Raw genomic sequence first — 17,324 nt, forward strand, 5'->3', positions numbered from 1 at the left:
AACTGCGTACCGACCGCCACGGCGCCATCCGCGCTGCGGGCGGCCTGCTGGTGACCACCGAGCCTCGCGCCAACGAAGCCAAGCACCACAAGGACCTGCCCGAAACCGCCGAACGCCTGGCCACCGCCAGCGACCAGCAAGACAGCCTCGCGGAACTGGCCAAGCAGATGCAGGCCCAGGAACCCGGCGACCAGGACACCGTGGCCAAGGACCTGCACACGCAGCACCAAGGCATCCTCGGCAGCGGCCCCGGCGACCTGACGAAAAACGAATTCGCCGAATTCACCCAACCGCACCTGGTGCTCTCGAGCCCTGCCGGTATCGCCCTGACCACCCCCGGCCCCAACCACCTCACCAGCGGCAGCCACCTGGCCCTGAGCAGCACCGGCCACACCAGCATGTCCGTCGGCAAGCGCCTGCTGGCCAGCGCCAGCCAGGGCATGCGCTTCTTCGTCCAGAGCCTGGGCTGGAAGCTGGTCACGGCCTCCGGCGACATCGATATCCGCGCCCTGAAGGACAGCATCAACCTGCTGGCCAAGCTCGACATCACCGCCAACGCCGACCGCATCCTGCTCAAGGCCAAGACCGAGCTGGTGGTGCAGGGCGGCGGCAGCGCCACCACCTACAACGCCGGCGGCATCACCCACGTCACCAGCGCCAACTACACCGCCAAGGCCGCGCAGTTCGCCCATATCGGCGCGGCGAGCATGGCCGGCACCTTCCCCGAGCCACCCAAGCCCGGCAAGGGCGCGCTGGAGCTGTTCAACCTGTACGCCAACACCAAAGGCATCAAGGCCGGCGACTACGAAGTCACCGACGCCCTGGGCACGCTGCTCAAGGGCACGCTGGACGGGCAGGGGTTCAAGGCCGTGTCCGGCGCGGCGCCGGGGCCGGCCTGGGTCAACTTCGGCCGCGATCCCTCGCCGCCCTGGGCGCCGAGCAGCTACATCGGCGTGGTCGAGTGGCCGGTACAGCCCCCCGACCCCAACAGCCTGTCGAGCCAGCTGGAGTCGCTGGTCGAGAAGCTGCCGCTGCCCAAGGGCGAAGGCGGCCTGTTCGACAAGGCCAAGCAACTGGCCAGCAGCGGCATGGACGCGGCCAAGACCGGCATGAGCCTGCTCAAGACCGGCCAGGGCGCCATGCAGACCGCGCAACAGGTACAGGGCGCATTGAAAGGCGGCGTCGCCGGCCTGCCGCAGCTGGCCAGCACCGCCAGCTCGGCGCTACCGGCCGCCTCCAGCGCCATGGCCAGCCTGCCAAGCCTGCCCAAGCTGCCAGCGATGCCCAAGCTCCCCGCTTTCAAGGCCCCGAGCCTGAACACCGTCACCGATCTTCTGCCAAGTGAATTGATGTCATGACCGCCGATACTTCTGAAAAATCACGTCCAGCCCAGGCGGCGGTCGTCCCCCTCGACCAGATCGGCATGGCCGACGTCAGCCGCGGCGCCGCCGTGTTCGATGCCTGGCTGCGCGACATCAGTGGCGGGTACGTCAACCTCGAACGGCTCAAGGACACCGCCGAGGTGTTGCCAGTCATTGGCAACATCATCGCCCTGGTGGATGCGGTGGGCGATATCGTCAATCTGGCCAGTGCCAAGGAACCCGACCCGTGGGATTGGGTGAGCCTGGGCATCAACCTGATTGGCGTGATCCCCGCGCCGCCGACCATGGCTGCCGCGCGCAAAGGCCTGCGGCCGATGCTTACCCTGGCCCGCCAGGAGGGCAAGGAGATCCTCGGCGACGCGCTGGTCGAGATCATCGTCGGCCACCTCAACGCCGACCTGCTCGGTGAACTGGACACCTTCCTGGTCGACGCCCAGGCCCAGCTCGACAGCATCCTCGGCGATGCTGCCAAGACCGGCGAGAGGCTGATCCTCAACACGGCCGACGCCATCGACGCCATCGTCCTCGGCAAGCTCGACAGCAAGGGCGACCTGGACAAGGCCACGCAGATGGCGCAGAAGGTCAGCGATACCTGGAAGTCCGACCCTGCGGTGGCCTTCGAGAACGCATTCGGCGCGCTGAGCAATGCCTACTCGGCAATGGGAAAGGGCGCGGCCAACACACTGCTGAGCAACGCCGTGCCCACGTCGGTGCAGAACGACGTGCTCAAGAGCACCCAGCAGTTCCGCAAGCTCGCGCCGCAGATGAGCGGCAAGTTGATGAGCCTGGCCAACGCGGACAACAAGGACTCGATCAAGAGCCTGCTGGTGATGCTGCATGACAGCAGTACGAAGTGGCACCACCGCAATCCCAAGGCTATGCCTACGGTGGTCAAGCAGGACAAAGTCACCGAAGCCAAGCACCAGGGTTCCAAGGGTCGTACCGAGTCGATCACCAACCAGGGCCCGGCCACCAAGGCGGCCAATGACCAGAAGAACGAGGCCTGCACCAGTACCTGCAACCGCATCAACTTCGCCCTGGGCAGCGAGTCGCTGCACCATACCGACTTCAGCCTGCCTGGCCCGTTCCCGGTCACCTGGACGCGTACCTACAACTCGCGCCTGGACAAGCTGGATAACGGCATTCTCGGTGCCCGCTGGATCACCGAGTTCACCACCTGCATCGACGTGCTCGACCAAGGCGTGGTGTTCCACGACATGGACGGTCGCAGCCATGAGTACCCGCTGCCCAAGCAAGGCAAGCCGCACCACGACGCGGTGGAGTACTTCACCCTGGTGCGTACCAGCGAGCAGCAGTTGGTGCTGCTGCGTGGCCTTGCACGGCAGGAAACCTACGCCCGCCATGGCGACCGCTTCTACCTGACTCACATCAAGCTGCGCAGTGGCGCCGGCGCGATGTTGCACTACGAGCACCGCCACCACGACCGCCCGGTGCTGTCGGACATCAACACCTATCAGGACGACGACCCGAGCAAGGTGCACCTGCAACTGGGCACGCTGCTCGATGATCACGGCCACCTCCAGGGCCTGTGGCAGGTGGTCGATGGCAGGCCGCTGCGCCAGCTGTGCGCCTACCACTACGACGATCAGGGCGACCTTACCGCCGCCCAGGACGAGTACGGCGCCGCTTGGCGCTATCAGTACCAGCACCACCTGATCACCCGCTACACCGACCGGACCGACCGCGGCATCAACCTCGAATGGGACGGCAGCGGTCCGCAGGCCAAGGCCATCCACGAATGGGCCGACGACGGCAGTTACGAGACCCGTCTGCAGTGGGACGAGCGCATCCGCCTGACCTATGTCACCGATGCCCACGGCCAAGAGACCTGGCACTACTACGACGCCGAGGGTTACACCTACCGGATCAAGCACCCGGACGGTAATTCCGAATGGCTGTTCCGTGACGTGCGCAAGAACGTCATCCGCCACGTCCACCCCGACGGCAGCCAGGACCGCTACGTCTACGATGAGCGCAGCAACCGCCTCAAGCACATTCGTGCCGACCACAGCGTGGTGCACTTCGCCTACGACGACCAGGATCAACTGATCAAGATCAGCGACGCCGAGGGCGGGCAGTGGCTGCGCGACTACGACGAGCGCGGCAACCTGGTCGAGACCGTAGACCCGCTGGGCAACAAGACCGAGTTCGCCTATACCCCGGCCGGGCTGGTCAAGGCGATCAAAGACGCCATCGGCAACGAGAAAAAACTTGGCTACAACGACGCCGGGCAGTTGCTCGAATACACCGACTGCTCGGGCAAGACCAGCCAGTGGACGTACGACACGTCCGGCCAACTGATCGAGTTCGCCGACGCGGCGGGCAACAAGACCGCCTATGAGTACAAGGCCGGCCAATTGGCCAAAGTCACTCATCCGGACAAGACCGAAGAGCGCTTCGAGCGTGACGCCGAGGGTCGCCTGTTGGCCCATGTCGACGCGCTCGACCGTTGCACCACTTGGTCCTATACCGCTGCCGGTATGCTAGCCGAACGCGTGGATGCCAACGAGCATACCCTGCGTTATCGCTGGGACAAGCTCGGCCGCCTGATCGGGCTGGAAAACGAAAACGAGAGCAAGGCCAACTTCCTCTACGACCCGGTCGGCCGGCTGCTGCAGGAGACCGGCTTCGATGGCTTGGTCACTCGTTACCAGTACGACCCGAACAGCGGACGCCTGGCGAGCACTGAAGTGGGCCAGCGCCGAATCGACCTGCGTTTCGACCGCATGGGCCGCCTGGCCGAGCGTACGGCGCGCCTGGGTGATCAGAGCCAGAGCGAAACCTTTGCCTATAACGGCAACGGTCAGTTGATCCAGGCGATCAATGCGGCCAGCAAGCTGCAATGGTTCCACGACGAAGCGGGCAACCTGACTCGTGAGCATCAGCACTACCTGGCCACCGGCACGCCGATGGTTGCAGTGTGGCAGCACGAATACGATGCGCTCAATCGGCGGGTTAGCACGATTCGCCCGGATGGCCACAAGGTCAGCTGGCTGACCTACGGCAGCGGCCACCTGCTCGGCATGACGCTCGACCAGCACGAGATGCTGGCCTACGAGCGCGATGACCTGCATCGTGAGGTGGTGCGGCACCAAGGCAATAAGCTGATGCAGACCCAGGCCTGGGACCCGGCCGGGCGTTTGCAAGAGCAGCTGCTGGGCAGCCATGACGGCCAGTCCACGTTGCTCAAGCGTCAGTACCGTTATGACGCTGCGGGGCAATTGACCAATATCCATGACACTCGTCGTGGTCAGCTGGAGTATCAATACGATCCAGTCGGCCGTCTGTTGCAAGCGACCAGCCGCCTGGGCGTGGAGACCTTCGCCTTCGATCCAGCCGGTAACCTGCTGGACGAGAAGACTCAGGAACTGAATCGGCCGCTGGAAGCCGATCCACGTCGCAACAAACTGATGGACAACCTGCTGCGCGAGTACGCCGGGACCCATTACCGTTACGACGAACGCGGTAACCTGGTGCACCGCCTGCACAACGGTTCCCATGCCCACTTCACCTGGGACCTGTTCGACCGGCTGACGGGCTACAACGATGACAAGCTCAAGGTCGATTACAGCTACGACGCCCTAGGCCGGCGCCTGCACAAGCATTCGTTGGCGCACTTCTGGGACCGCCCTGAGGCGGGCACGGGCTGGAACCAGCTCCAGCGGGCCAAGCGCCAACGCGAACTCGGCTGTGGCTTCACCCTGTTCGGCTGGGACGGCGACACCCTGGCCTGGGAGAGCTCACCGCCGCGAGATGAAGGCGACACTGGCCGCACCGTGCATTACCTGTACGAACCGGGCAGCTTCGTGCCGGTCGCCCAGGCCCTGCGCAAGAGCCCGATCCGTCTGCACAAGCAACCGGACTGGAGTCAGCGCGAGTATGACTTTGATCAGGATCCGCTGTGGCACACCGAGGTGAAAGCACAGGCGTTGGATGCGATTGCGTGGTACCAGTGCGACCACCTCGGTACGCCGATGGAGCTGACCGATGATCAGGGCAATGTAGCTTGGGCGGGGCAGTACAAGGCCTGGGGTGAAGTCAAAGAGGAGCGCTCGGACTGGGCGAAACAGCACGCTCTGAGCAACCCTCTTCGCTTTCAAGGGCAGTACCACGACCATGAGACGGGGCTGCAATACAACCGCTACCGATACTATGATTCAAGGGTTGGCCGTTTCATTGGCCAAGACCCAATAAAATATGCCGGTGGCTCTAACCTTTATGCATACACAATCAACCCCGTCGGATGGTTGGACCCTCTGGGGCTGGCTAGAGTCAAAGGTATTACTCCAAATAACAAAGGCACTGCCACAAAACTAGAAGGTGGAGCATTGTCAGAGCCAAGGGTCGGATATAGCACTACTGCTGGAGGGGAAGGTATCCAGCATCCCGTTGTAGCTGAACTCTATCAGCAGGCAGAGGCTGCGGGTGAAACATCCCCATACCATGGGTTCTGCGGAGAGGCAGATGTGCTAAGTAAAGTGGCGCATGAGAATAAAGTTGAAAGCGTTGATCAGTTGAGGGAAGTTGTAGGTGGAGGCACATCAACAACAATTCGCAACGATGGTAAGCCAATGCCGTATTGCAAATCTTGTGGCCATGTGATGAAAAATCTTGGTGTTAGAGATGGAGCTGTATCATGCTCGGAACAGTAGATCAGTTGATGGTTGATAGGTTTGAAGAGGATTTTTTAAATTCTGGCCTTGCCACTTATGACCTTTCTTCCTGTTTGGCAGGCTACTTGAAAGGCTTGTTGGATTCGGGGGTTGTTGGTTTTGATAATGAGGCTAATAGAAAATTTGCCGAGCTTTTAGGTTCTGCAGAAAGGAGAGAGTGGCCCGCGACTGAAACTCCTGAGAAAGAAATGGCCAGGAAGTATTTTTGGTCGAAAGTCCACTCGTATAAAGGAGTGGATGATGCTTTGTCATCTTTCGCTAGGTGCTGTGTTTTTTGTGCGAATAATGATGAAGATTGGGTGGATCACTTACTAGGTGAGGATACGCCTTTTCTTTTATATGCTGACGAACTGGAAAGAATGCGGAGTGGGAAAACGAACGAATTGGTGGCGTATTTTAGAGGGTTTTTAAACTTGCCAGAAAAGTGAAGCTGATGGAAAAGATGGGTGGATTTATTTTTTGTTCTAAAGTAAAAAATAAATCCATCCCCTCTTCTAAGTTGTGGAGGCGTTGGAGAGCAGTCGTCTCATAATGGCGTCAGGTCTATAGGCAATCCTAGGGCGGGCTCTGTTGATGGTGTAGGTGATCACTATTGCTTCAACTGTCGGAGCAGGAAATAATGAGTTTCGTTCGATTTGTGAGTTCGCAGGTATTAACAGTCATTTATGATGAGGTTCCTTTTTTTTGTTGGTGCTGAAGTGCTAGAGGTTATATTTAAGCAGGACGGGCCATCGATTTTTGTTAGGTTCATGACGAAGGAAAAGCCTCTGAGAAAACTTTCCAGGTGGCCGAGTCTATATGATGTTGTGCATGTGCAAATTTCATTTGGCGCGGTGGAGGGTTTAATTTTTTCTAAAGTGATGAAGCAGTTATATAATGAAAAATGAATTCAGGGGCAATCCTAGTCATGAACAAGAGGAAGCATGTAAGCGGTACGGTGTTTCACCGCGCGCACCTGAAGAGCGAGTGGCTGTAGCGTTTAATACTCTAAGTGAGTCTCCGATCTACGGCACACGTATTCGAGATGCGAAAGAAGGTGGAGTGAGTTGGTTTTTCTACTGCGGGAATCATTCGGATGCGGATGATTTTTACCAAGCGCTTCATGCTCATCATCTAATAGAAGACTTGCCGGAGGTTGTTAAATATTTATATCTTCCAGAAGGCGCTAATTTCATCATCGACAGAAATGGCTATGAAGATGTGTGGTTTGATTAGTTTGCGGCGCAACTTTGTGGGGCTTTCAGATGGTCTTGAGCGCGTCGTTTCGCAGTGAAGTTGGCTCGATCTTACTCTGCGGAGCACTAGTGTTCTTGAAGCCATGCAGGTCTCGCTGAAGTCTTGAGCCACCTGTATGGCTTTGTCCAAACTCATCCTGCTGTCAGGCTTGACGAGGATGATGGCGTCGGCGGAGTAGTTGATTATATTGCTCGCTATGACCCTCAACCAGCATGAGGTGGTGCGCCACCAGGACAACATGCTGATGCAGACCCAGGCCTGGGATCCGGTCGGGCGTTTGCAGGAACAACTGCTGGGCAGCCATGCCGGCCAGTCCACTCTGCTCAAGCGTCAGTACCGTTGCGACGCTGCCAGTCAACTCACCAATATCCATGACACTTGTCGTGGTCAGTTGGAGTATCAATACGACCCAGTCGGTCGTTAGCTGCAGGCGACCAGTCGCCTCGGCGTGGAAATCTTTGACTTCGACCAGGCCGGCAACCTGCTGTATCAGAAAACCCAAGAGCTGAGCCGTCCGCTGGAAGCGGATCCCCACGGACGACAAGCTTGATGTCCATGAGCTTGTGAGAAACAAGGCGCTTGAGCAGATGGGGTGTTCAGGCGGTTCATGGATGGACAGCAATCCATCAATTGCACTCACGAGTTACCAAAACGTCAAAGTGCATAGAGATTGACGAGGGAGCATCTAGGGACTAACGGCAAGAATGAATTCGAACTTGTTGCCGATGGTAAGCTCAGCAAGAGGTATATGGATGTTTGGCAAGGAGTACTCAGAAAATCAGGTGTAAGCGCGGCTCAAGCTAGCGAATGCGCACACAGTCAAATACATTTTTGAAGAATATGTGTTGCTGCAACTGATAGGAGAAGAGAATTTTGAGGAAGCTGATATTCAAGCCAGATGCTGTAAGTACTCAGGATCCCCATGTGGGAGGAGGTTGCGCTTTGCCGAATGATTTTGCGTGGCCCAAGGACTCCAAAGGCAAGGCGCTTCTCCATTTAATGACTTTTCCGGCAGGCTGGGTCGAGGAAGACGCGGAGGGCTGGCTATCATTGTTCACACCTTACGATCAACAGGATACTTATCTTCATTGGGAGGAGCTAACCATTGATGGTGAAAATGAGTCTGTAGTTATATATCATGATAATTGCGGTCATGTTCGTAATGAGTATGGTGATCTTTCTCCGGCTCGTAAGATTGAGCTTGAAGTTTCTAGTGCTGCGGAAGCGGATAAGGATTTTACTTCGCGAGCAGGCGGAGCGATTGCCTGGGTGCAAGACGTGGAGTCTTTATCAGGTAGCAACTGCCGAATGATGATAAATGGGGATGATATAGATGTTGGCTTTGCTGAAGAGTCAGGCATTTTTTCCGACGGAGTAGTCTATGTTTTTTTGAAGGATAATTTTCAGCTAGATTCCAGGCCTAGCGTGCAGGGAATAATGTCATTCCAGTTCTCCTGATATGGTTGGATTTTGCTAGCCTGGCAGTATTTTGCCTTCAGGTTTTTAAGTATAGGAAGAAGTTCGTAGTGTTTTGTTGATTGGTTCAATGTGTTTTTTTTGTCGGAAAGTCCAAAAAGTGGCACAACTCCTAGCAATGAAAAGCAATACGACCATGTTGAGCGGACTCGAAAGGTGGTGGTGATACGGAAGAGAGCGTCCAGGCTCTGTGTAGGAAAGGCAATCGTGGACTCTCTAATCACCCAAAAGAAAAAACAAGCTGTTGAGTCGTATTGGTGTTAGACAATGACTGTGCAGAGAATTTTATGGATTCCTATGAGAAAATAGTTTTTAACCTCATTCCCGATGAAGATGACTACCCTCCCGTATCAACGGAGGCCATATGGGGAGTAAGAGTCGGGGCTGGCGAATATAAAATTGATAACGTCCCCGCTTATATATATGGCGTTAGCAAGGGTGACGTGGTCAAGGCTGAGAAGATAGATGGGGAATCCGTAGCCATTAGCGTCCTGCACCAGGGAGGCCATACCACGCTGAGAGTCTTTGTCGAGGACAAAGACCTTAAGGCACAAGTGATTAAGGAAATCGAAGCCCTCGGTGGGCGTTGCTCGGTGAGCTCGGCCTTCTCGCTTTTCTCTGTAGATCTGCCGCCCGAGGCAAATTTCCAAGCAGTTGACGGTTATCTAGAAGGTCTCGCACAAAGCGGAGCCATTGCCTATGAAGATGCTTGCTTGCAGCATGCGGGTATTGACTCACAGCGGCTGCTGGAAGCGATGAGCCTAGCGACGCTCGGAACACGCCACTGACCACGTCGGTTTTATTGTGAAGGATCAGGCACATTTTTCCGACCATAGTGTGGTGCACCTCAATAGGAGCTTTTAATGTCTAAGACTCGCATCATTGGAACAACGATTGCTGCCATTAAGGATGCTGAGCAGAAACTGAAAATGCAGTTTCCTGAGTCGTTTACAGAGTGGCTTCTATTGAATAATGGAAGGTCGCTTGGTGCACTTGTCATCTTCCCAGTTTTTGATAGTAGAGATCCGCGCAAGACTTGGGAGTCTATAGTTAAAATTTATAGCGGGTCGTGGTCGGAGTGGCTAGAAATTTTTTCCGAAGATGGAAAGGATTTTTCAGGGTTACTGCCTTTTGCGGAATTTGGTACTGGTGATTTTTACTGTTTCAATTATGAAGTCTTGGGTTCCAGTGGCGAACCTGTAGTTGGGATATGGAGTCATGAGGTGGGAGGGTTTGTAAAGGTGGCTGATAGTTTCAATGATTTTATTGGTTCGTCTAAACGACCTGGCTAAATTATTTGAGTGGAAAGTCAATCTGGGTGTGACTTATTCATGTCTACTGGCTGAATGTATGCTGGGGCTATGAAGAAGGGTGAGGGTTAAACTGAAGGGGAGTTTATATGTGGATTGAGCATGCCTTGAATAAGGAAAAGGTTGTCAATATGTTTGGCGGATTTTTGGATATGACGAGCGCCGAGCTAATGGGGGTGTATGTTCATGAAGAGTATGCGGTGAGGTTTCTGTTTTGTATTAAAGGCAGCCCTGAAAAACATCCTGAGAAATGGGACGGGAAGGGCTATAATTCAATGACCGTTTCGTTGCGTTTTTTTGGGATCAAAAAATTCGAGGCGAATTTGATCAAGATTGGCTTTAGTTGTTGTCCAGACATTAGAAGTTCGGCTGGGGTGGCTTCCATAAATATTGTTTCTGAAGGAGGGGCGATTTTCTGCGAGTCTGAATTTGTTAGCATTGAGGATATTACTCCTCGAGATGATGTAAGGTGGGCTTGAGTTTGCCAAGGTCGGAGTTTAGGCTAATAAATAACCTGCGTTGTGTAAGGGTTCGGTCGTGACTGTTGTTGCTACTGTTGAGGAGTAGTAAAGTGGCAGCTAAAGGGAAAAGATTTATTTTCATAATCTGATTGCGACTCCATAATATGCATCGAGCATAGGAATTAGGGTTGCTTAAAACTAGAGTAGGGAAAATAAATCTGTTCCCTTTTGTGTCCTTTCTGCTCCACACCCCTTGAGTGAGAATGTTCATGACGGAATCTGAAATACATACTTTCAGTGAGCTCCTTGAGGCCATGCAGGCCGCAAAAGGACCGAAGGTCAGAAAAACGCTGTACCTATTATCCCTGGCGTTCGGAAATGCGTCCTGTGAGACGGGTACACCGCAGGCTGCCGTCGACTTTGTAGTTGCTGTATTCGCTTCGAGCACCTTGTGCGACAAGCCAGGCATGAGCCGCCTGTTGGAGGAGGTGGGGTGGGAGTTCCACCGCTATGACGACACGCAGAAGCAGCAGATCTATCGTGCGCTGTGCGACACCTACCCCCAGTACCAGAACGGAGAGTTCTGCTGGCGAGTGTGCGACTTGGTCGCGCGTCAGTACACGACACATCAGGCCATGAACTTCTTCGCGCACCAATCCAAGGCTGCGACCGGTGAGGGTCGGCAGGGGATCGATGCGGGCCTTAAGGTTATTGCCGGGAGGGAACGGCACAGTCGGAACGTTATGGCGCAGATTCAACAGCTCCAAGGTAGCCTCTAGGAATTGCTGTGGCTGGTGAAGATTTAGCGGTCAATGCGATTGCCTGAGAGCCAGCGCAGCGCCCCCAGGCTACGCATACTCAGTGCTTCATCCCCAACTCAGCATCATCCATCAACGCCTTAGCCAGCGCGCTCAGGTAGTACGACGCCCAAAGCAGTTGGGGTTTCTCTTCCATGATCCCGGTGATGGTCAGGTCGCGCACGCAGCCCATCAGCTCCGATGCCTGGTCACGGGCATCCTGGCAGGGGATGCCGGGTTCGATACAGAACAGCGGGGCGGTCATGCCTTCGCCTTGGTAGAACTTGGTTTTGCCCGCAGTGGTGCGGGGCGTGGTGTCGTCTGTGTTCATTGCTCACTCTCCCTGAAATGATGGTGCCTAGGCTGGCCCTATCGCGGGTCAAGCCCGCTCCCACGCAGGCATAACGCTGCGGGCTGGGGACGTGGGAGCGGGCTTGCCCCGCGATAGCGCCAGACCAGGCGACACATGACCAACGGCCTAGTGGAACGCTCGGCGCTCCATCTCCGGCATCTGCACCTGAATCAGTGCCGACTCAAGCAGCACCCGCAGCGCCTCGATCTCATGCATCAATGCCATGATCAGAATCGATGCGGGCGACTTGGACTGCTGGACCGAAATGGCCTGATGCGCCACAGCCTGCGCGCACAGGGCGTACTCCGTGGCCTGGATCAGGGTGTCTTCAAGGGAATGATGGTTATGAGGTGGATCGGGGACAATCTTTAGCATCGGTATTTTTCCTGAAGAAAGGGCCGACACCATCTGCTGTCAAACAAGAGGGCGGCAGCTGTGCATGGGTTGACAGACCGGCAGGAAAAAACCAAAAAACCCGGCGCACACGAGGTGCCCCACACACAGCTGCCATAAAGGCAAAAGCCATGCGGTTTTTTCTGAACGGCCTGTCAAAGCCGGTCACTGTTTTCGCAGCGACCGCCCGAGACTAGAGGCCAACCCAGACCACCGCAATGGCTTGAAAGGACCCGGCAGTATGTTTGGGAAATGGACTACAGGAAAGGTGCTTAATCTGATTCCTCCCATTCCCATTTACCGCCCACAACCCCGCAAAAGGTCGCCCGGGCGTGGGAGCCTTCGCCTTCAACCCTGTCGATACCCACCATCCCTACCGCCTGCCTATCACCACAATAGCGAACGGTGGTTGTTCTAAAACCTGCGAAGTAGGACAATTATCGGCTTCACGTCCCAACCAGCGACCTTGCATGGCCTTTCTTGCACTTGGTATCAACCATAAGACTGCCTCGGTAGACGTACGCGAGCGCGTGGCGTTTACCCCAGAGCAGCTGGTGGATGCCCTGCAGCAGCTCTGCCGACTGACCGCCAGCCGCGAGGCGGCGATCCTGTCCACCTGCAACCGCAGCGAACTCTATATAGAGCAGGACCAGCTCGGCGCCGACGCGGTGCTGCAATGGCTGGCCGACTATCACCAGCTGAGCCTCGATGAACTGCGCGCCAGCGCCTATGTGCACGAAGAGCACGACGCGGTGCGGCACATGATGCGGGTGGCTTCGGGCCTCGACTCGTTGGTGCTGGGCGAGCCGCAAATCCTCGGCCAGATGAAGTCGGCCTACGCCGTGGCCCGCGAGGCCGGCACCGTCGGCCCGCTGCTCGGCCGCTTGTTCCAGGCCACCTTCAGCGCCGCCAAGCAGGTGCGCACCGACACCGCCATCGGCGAGAACCCGGTGTCGGTGGCCTTTGCCGCGGTCAGCCTGGCCAAGCAGATCTTCTCCGACCTGGGGCGCAGCCAGGCGCTGCTGATCGGGGCCGGCGAAACCATCACCCTGGTCGCCCGCCACCTGCACGAGCAGGGCGTGCGCCGCATCGTCGTGGCCAACCGCACCCTCGAGCGCGCCAGCATGCTGGCCGAACAGTTCGGCGCCCACGCCGTGCTGCTGGCGGATATCCCGCAGGAGCTGGCCAACAGCGACATCGTCATCAGTTCCACCGCCAGCCAGTTGCCGATCCTGGGCAAGGGCGCGGTGGAGAGCGCGCTGAAGCAGCGCCGGCACAAGCCGATCTTCATGGTCGACATCGCGGTACCGCGTGACATCGAGCCGCAGGTCGGCGACCTGGATGACGTCTACCTCTACACCGTCGACGACCTGCACGATGTGGTCGCCGAAAACCTCAAAAGTCGTCAGGGCGCGGCCCAGGCCGCCGAAGAGCTGGTGTCGGCCGGTGCCGACGATTTCATGGTGCGCCTGCGCGAGCTGGCCGCGGTGGATGTGCTCAAGGCCTACCGCCAACAAAGCGAGCGCCTGCGCGACGAAGAGCTGCAAAAGGCCCAGCGCCTGCTGGCCAACGGCGGCAACCCCGAAGAGGTACTGGCGCAACTGGCCCGGGGGCTGACCAACAAACTCCTGCACGCGCCCAGCGTGCAACTGAAAAAGCTCTCTGCCGAAGGCCGCCTCGATGCGCTGGCCATGGCCCAGGAACTCTTCGCCCTCCATGAGGGCTCGACGGACAAAACCCCGCAATGAAAGCGTCGCTGCTGAACAAACTGGACACGCTCCAGGACCGCTTCGAGGAACTCACCGCGCTGCTGGGTGATGCCGAAGTCATTTCCGACCAGACCCGCTTCCGTGCCTATTCCCGCGAATACGCCGAAGTCGAGCCGGTGATCGCCGCCTATCAAGAGTGGCGCAAGGTCCAGGATGACCTCGAAGGCGCCCAGGCGCTGCTCAAGGACGCCGACCCCGACCTGCGCGAAATGGCCGTCGAGGAAGTGCGCGAGGCCAAGGAGCAGCTGGTGGGCCTTGAGTCGAACCTGCAGCGCATGCTGCTGCCCAAGGACCCCAACGACGGGCGCAACGTGTTCCTGGAAATCCGCGCCGGCACCGGCGGTGACGAGGCGGCGATCTTCTCCGGCGACCTGTTCCGCATGTACTCGCGCTATGCCGAGAAACGCGGCTGGCGCCTGGAGATTCTCTCCGAGAACGAAGGCGAGCACGGCGGCTACAAAGAGATCATCGCCCGGGTTGAAGGCGACAGTGTGTACGGCAAGCTGAAGTTCGAGTCCGGCGCCCACCGTGTGCAGCGTGTGCCCGAGACCGAGTCGCAAGGCCGTATCCACACCTCGGCCTGCACCGTGGCCGTGCTGCCCGAGCCCGATGAGCAGGTGGCGATCGAGATCAACCCGGCCGACCTGCGCGTGGACACCTACCGCGCTTCTGGCGCCGGCGGCCAGCACGTCAACAAGACCGACTCGGCGATCCGTATCACCCACTTGCCGACCGGCATCGTGGTCGAGTGCCAGGAAGAGCGTTCCCAGCACAAGAACCGTGCGCGGGCGATGTCCTGGCTGTCAGCCAAGCTCAACGACATGCAGACCAGCGCCGCGCAGAACGCCATTGCCAGCGAGCGCAAGCTGCTGGTGGGTTCGGGCGACCGGTCCGAGCGTATCCGTACCTACAATTATCCACAGGGCCGGGTGACCGACCATCGCATCAACCTCACCCTCTATTCCCTCGACGATATCCTCGCCGGCGGTGTGGACGCGGTGATCGAGCCGCTGCTGGCCGAGTATCAGGCCGATCAGCTGGCCGCCCTGGGGGATTGATGACCATCATTGCCAGCCTGCTGCGCAACGCGCAGTTGCCAGAGTCGCCCACCGAGCGCCTGGACGCCGAGCTGCTCCTGGCCGCGGCCCTGGGCAAGTCGCGCAGCTACCTGCACACCTGGCCCGAGCGCATCGTCAGCAGCGAGGCCGCCGAGGCGTTCGCAGGCTTCATCGAGCGCCGTCGCGCGGGTGAGCCGGTGGCCTACATCCTGGGCCAGCAAGGCTTCTGGAAGCTCGACCTGGAAGTGGCGCCGCACACCCTGATCCCACGCCCGGACACCGAGCTGCTGGTGGAGGCCGCCCTCGAACTGGTGCCGGCCACGCCTGCCCGGGTGCTCGACCTGGGCACCGGCACTGGCGCCATCGCCCTGGCCCTGGCCAGCGAGTGCCCGGCCTGGCAGGTGACGGCGGTGGATCGTGTCGAAGAGGCTGTAGCGCTGGCCGAGCGCAACCGTCAGCGCCTGGGCCTGGGCAATGTGCAGATTCGCGCCAGCCATTGGTTCGATGCCCTGGCCGGCGAGCGTTTCGACCTGATCCTCAGCAACCCCCCTTACATTCGCGCCGCCGACCCGCACCTGGTGGCCGGCGATGTGCGTTTCGAGCCCAGCAGTGCCCTGGTGGCCGGTGAAGATGGCCTGGACGACCTGCGCGTGATCGTCGCCCAGGCGCCGCAGCACTTGCTGCCCGGCGGCTGGCTGCTGCTCGAACATGGCTACGACCAGGCCCCGGCGGTGCGCGAACTGCTGGCGGCCAGCGGCTTCATCGAGGTTGCCAGCCGTGTCGACCTGGGTGGCCACGAGCGCATCAGCCTGGGGCGCCTGCCATGCTGAGCGACCTGGAACTGTTGCGTTACAGCCGGCAGATCCTGCTGCCTCAAGTGGACATCGACGGCCAGCTGCGCCTGAAGCACGGCAAGGCGCTGGTGATCGGCCTTGGCGGCCTGGGTTCGCCCGTGGCGCTGTACCTGGCCGCCGCCGGCGTCGGCCAGTTGCACCTGGCCGATTTCGACACCGTCGACCTCACCAACCTGCAGCGCCAGGTCATCCACGACAGCGACAGTGTCGGCATGAGCAAGGTGGATTCGGCGATCAAGCGCCTGCAGGCGATCAACCCGGAAATCACCCTGGTCGCCCATCGCCAGGCGCTGGATGAAGACTCGCTGGCCGCTGCAGTAGCGGCGGTGGACGTGGTGCTGGACTGCTCCGACAACTTCGGCACCCGGGAGGCGGTCAATGCCGCCTGTGTCGCGGCCGGCAAGCCGTTGGTCAGCGGCGCGGCGATCCGTCTCGAAGGCCAGCTGTCGGTGTTCGATACGCGGCGCGACAACAGCCCCTGTTACCACTGCCTGTACGGCCATGGCAGCGAGGCCGAGCTCACTTGCAGCGAAGCCGGCGTGCTCGGCCCGCTGGTGGGGCTGGTGGGTAGCCTGCAAGCACTGGAAGCCCTGAAATTGCTGGCCGGCTTCGGTGAGCCGCTGGTGGGGCGCCTGCTGTTGATCGATGCGCTGGGCACCCGCATGCGCGAGCTGCGGGTCAAGCGCGACCCGGCCTGCGCCGTGTGCGCTACCCGCCATGGCTGAAGGGCTGGCGCCGGTAGGCGTGATGGATTCGGGGGTCGGCGGTTTGTCGGTGCTCGCCGAAATCCAGCGCCTGCTGCCCAATGAATCGCTGCTGTATGTGGCCGACAGCGGCCACGTCCCCTATGGCGAAAAGTCCCCCGACTACATTCGCCAGCGCCTGCGCCATATCGCCGGGTTCTTCCGCGAGCAGGGCGCCAAGGCGATGGTCCTGGCCTGCAATACCGCCACCGTGGCGGCGGTCGCCGACCTGCGCGAGCTGTACCCCGACTGGCCGCTGGTGGGCATGGAGCCGGCAGTCAAGCCGGCGGCGGCCGCAACCCGCTCTGGCGTGGTCGGCGTGCTGGCCACCACCGGCACGCTGCAGAGCGCCAAGTTCGCCGCCTTGCTCGACCGGTTCGCCAGCGATGTGCAGGTGATCACCCGGCCTTGCCCGGGCTTGGTGGAGTGCATCGAGGCCGGCGACCTGACCAGCCCGGTCCTGCGCCAATTGCTGGCGGGCTACGTGCAGCCGTTGCTCGCGGCGGGCTGCGACACCTTGATCCTGGGCTGCACCCACTACCCCTTCCTGCGCCCGCTGCTGGCGCAGATGGTCCCGGCAGACGTGGCGATCATCGACACCGGTGCCGCCGTGGCACGCCAGCTCCAGCGTCTGCTGGCGGAGCGCGGCTTGCTGGCCGAGGGCCCCGCGCAGCCGACTCGGTTCTGGAGCAGCGCCGACCCGGAAACCCTGAAAAAAATCCTGCCGTTGCTGTGGCATAAATCCGACAGCGTGCAAAGCTTCCCCTTATAAAAAGTGTGAAGGGCGTCAATCGCCGTT

The 17,324-nt window shown here is 59.1% G+C and carries 17 protein-coding genes and 1 pseudogene; 16 read left to right on the plus strand and 2 right to left on the minus strand.

What is annotated here, in order from left to right; all coding sequences use genetic code 11:
* From RTH46_RS23105 to RTH46_RS23150, 11 genes and pseudogenes are all read left to right on the plus strand, one after another.
* A partial coding sequence (locus tag RTH46_RS23105) for a DUF2345 domain-containing protein (protein ID WP_316906722.1) occupies positions 1-1,358 on the plus strand: 1,358 nt, incomplete at its 5' end.
* Complete coding sequence (locus RTH46_RS23110) at positions 1,355-6,055, plus strand: RHS repeat-associated core domain-containing protein (protein WP_316906723.1); 4,701 nt, start codon at positions 1,355-1,357, stop codon at positions 6,053-6,055. The genes RTH46_RS23105 and RTH46_RS23110, both read left to right, overlap by 4 nt.
* Positions 6,040-6,504 (plus strand): hypothetical protein, encoded by a 465-nt coding sequence (locus RTH46_RS23115; protein ID WP_316906724.1) that lies wholly within the window; start codon positions 6,040-6,042, stop codon positions 6,502-6,504. The genes RTH46_RS23110 and RTH46_RS23115 overlap by 16 nt, the downstream gene beginning before the upstream one ends.
* Positions 6,505-6,744: 240 nt before the next feature.
* The gene (locus RTH46_RS26425) at positions 6,745-6,963 is read left to right on the plus strand and encodes an Imm50 family immunity protein (RefSeq protein WP_410478593.1); all 219 of its coding nucleotides are present in this window, start codon (positions 6,745-6,747) and stop codon (positions 6,961-6,963) included.
* Positions 6,953-7,291: a hypothetical protein gene (locus tag RTH46_RS23120; RefSeq protein WP_316906725.1), complete on the plus strand. Its 339-nt coding sequence runs from the start codon at positions 6,953-6,955 to the stop codon at positions 7,289-7,291. Before RTH46_RS26425 ends, RTH46_RS23120 begins: the two co-directional genes overlap by 11 nt.
* Positions 7,292-7,499: 208 nt before the next feature.
* A pseudogene (locus tag RTH46_RS23125) lies at positions 7,500-7,844 on the plus strand (RHS repeat domain-containing protein); the annotation flags it as partial.
* A gap of 341 nt (positions 7,845-8,185) precedes the next feature.
* Positions 8,186-8,770: a DUF1963 domain-containing protein gene (locus tag RTH46_RS23130; protein ID WP_316906727.1), complete on the plus strand. Its 585-nt coding sequence runs from the start codon at positions 8,186-8,188 to the stop codon at positions 8,768-8,770.
* 305 nt (positions 8,771-9,075) lie between these two features.
* Positions 9,076-9,576, plus strand: a complete 501-nt coding sequence (locus tag RTH46_RS23135; RefSeq protein ID WP_316906728.1) for a DUF4265 domain-containing protein — start codon at positions 9,076-9,078, stop codon at positions 9,574-9,576.
* Between the two features lie 75 nt (positions 9,577-9,651).
* Positions 9,652-10,080, plus strand: a complete 429-nt coding sequence (locus tag RTH46_RS23140) for an SMI1/KNR4 family protein (protein WP_316906729.1) — start codon at positions 9,652-9,654, stop codon at positions 10,078-10,080.
* A gap of 125 nt (positions 10,081-10,205) precedes the next feature.
* Entirely contained in the window at positions 10,206-10,577 is a 372-nt protein-coding gene (locus RTH46_RS23145; RefSeq protein WP_316906730.1) for an Imm50 family immunity protein, read from the plus strand.
* A gap of 251 nt (positions 10,578-10,828) precedes the next feature.
* The gene (locus tag RTH46_RS23150) at positions 10,829-11,338 is read left to right on the plus strand and encodes a hypothetical protein (protein WP_316906731.1); all 510 of its coding nucleotides are present in this window, start codon (positions 10,829-10,831) and stop codon (positions 11,336-11,338) included.
* A 79-nt stretch (positions 11,339-11,417) separates the two neighbouring features.
* Here the strand turns inward: RTH46_RS23150 and RTH46_RS23155 are convergent, their stop codons facing one another.
* Together RTH46_RS23155 and RTH46_RS23160 are read right to left on the minus strand one after the other, a co-directional pair.
* Entirely contained in the window at positions 11,418-11,687 is a 270-nt protein-coding gene (locus tag RTH46_RS23155; protein ID WP_125465535.1) for a DUF3077 domain-containing protein, read from the minus strand.
* A 147-nt stretch (positions 11,688-11,834) separates the two neighbouring features.
* The gene (locus RTH46_RS23160) at positions 11,835-12,083 is read right to left on the minus strand and encodes a hypothetical protein (protein WP_153788737.1); all 249 of its coding nucleotides are present in this window, start codon (positions 12,081-12,083) and stop codon (positions 11,835-11,837) included.
* Positions 12,084-12,571: 488 nt separating this feature from the next.
* On the opposite strand from RTH46_RS23160, the gene hemA reads away from it, so the two are divergent.
* Genes hemA through murI form a run of 5 tightly spaced genes read left to right on the plus strand, consistent with a single transcriptional unit; the run spans position 12,572 to position 17,297 of the window.
* On the plus strand, positions 12,572-13,849 hold the full coding sequence (hemA, locus tag RTH46_RS23165; RefSeq protein WP_110994771.1) for a glutamyl-tRNA reductase: 1,278 nt from the start codon (positions 12,572-12,574) through the stop codon (positions 13,847-13,849).
* Positions 13,846-14,928 (plus strand): peptide chain release factor 1, encoded by a 1,083-nt coding sequence (gene prfA / locus RTH46_RS23170; RefSeq protein WP_125860356.1) that lies wholly within the window; start codon positions 13,846-13,848, stop codon positions 14,926-14,928. Before hemA ends, prfA begins: the two co-directional genes overlap by 4 nt.
* Positions 14,928-15,758 carry a peptide chain release factor N(5)-glutamine methyltransferase gene (gene prmC, locus RTH46_RS23175; protein ID WP_316906732.1) on the plus strand — a complete coding sequence of 277 codons (831 nt, stop codon included), beginning with the start codon at positions 14,928-14,930 and terminating at the stop codon, positions 15,756-15,758. The genes prfA and prmC overlap by 1 nt, the downstream gene beginning before the upstream one ends.
* Entirely contained in the window at positions 15,752-16,507 is a 756-nt protein-coding gene (locus tag RTH46_RS23180; protein ID WP_316906733.1) for a molybdopterin-synthase adenylyltransferase MoeB, read from the plus strand. Before prmC ends, RTH46_RS23180 begins: the two co-directional genes overlap by 7 nt.
* Entirely contained in the window at positions 16,500-17,297 is a 798-nt protein-coding gene (gene murI, locus RTH46_RS23185) for a glutamate racemase (RefSeq protein WP_153788734.1), read from the plus strand. Before RTH46_RS23180 ends, murI begins: the two co-directional genes overlap by 8 nt.
* Positions 17,298-17,324 lie beyond the last annotated feature (27 nt).

It is taken from the genome of Pseudomonas sp. zfem004 (assembly GCF_032621715.1).
GTDB classification, from domain to species: domain Bacteria; phylum Pseudomonadota; class Gammaproteobacteria; order Pseudomonadales; family Pseudomonadaceae; genus Aquipseudomonas; species Aquipseudomonas sichuanensis.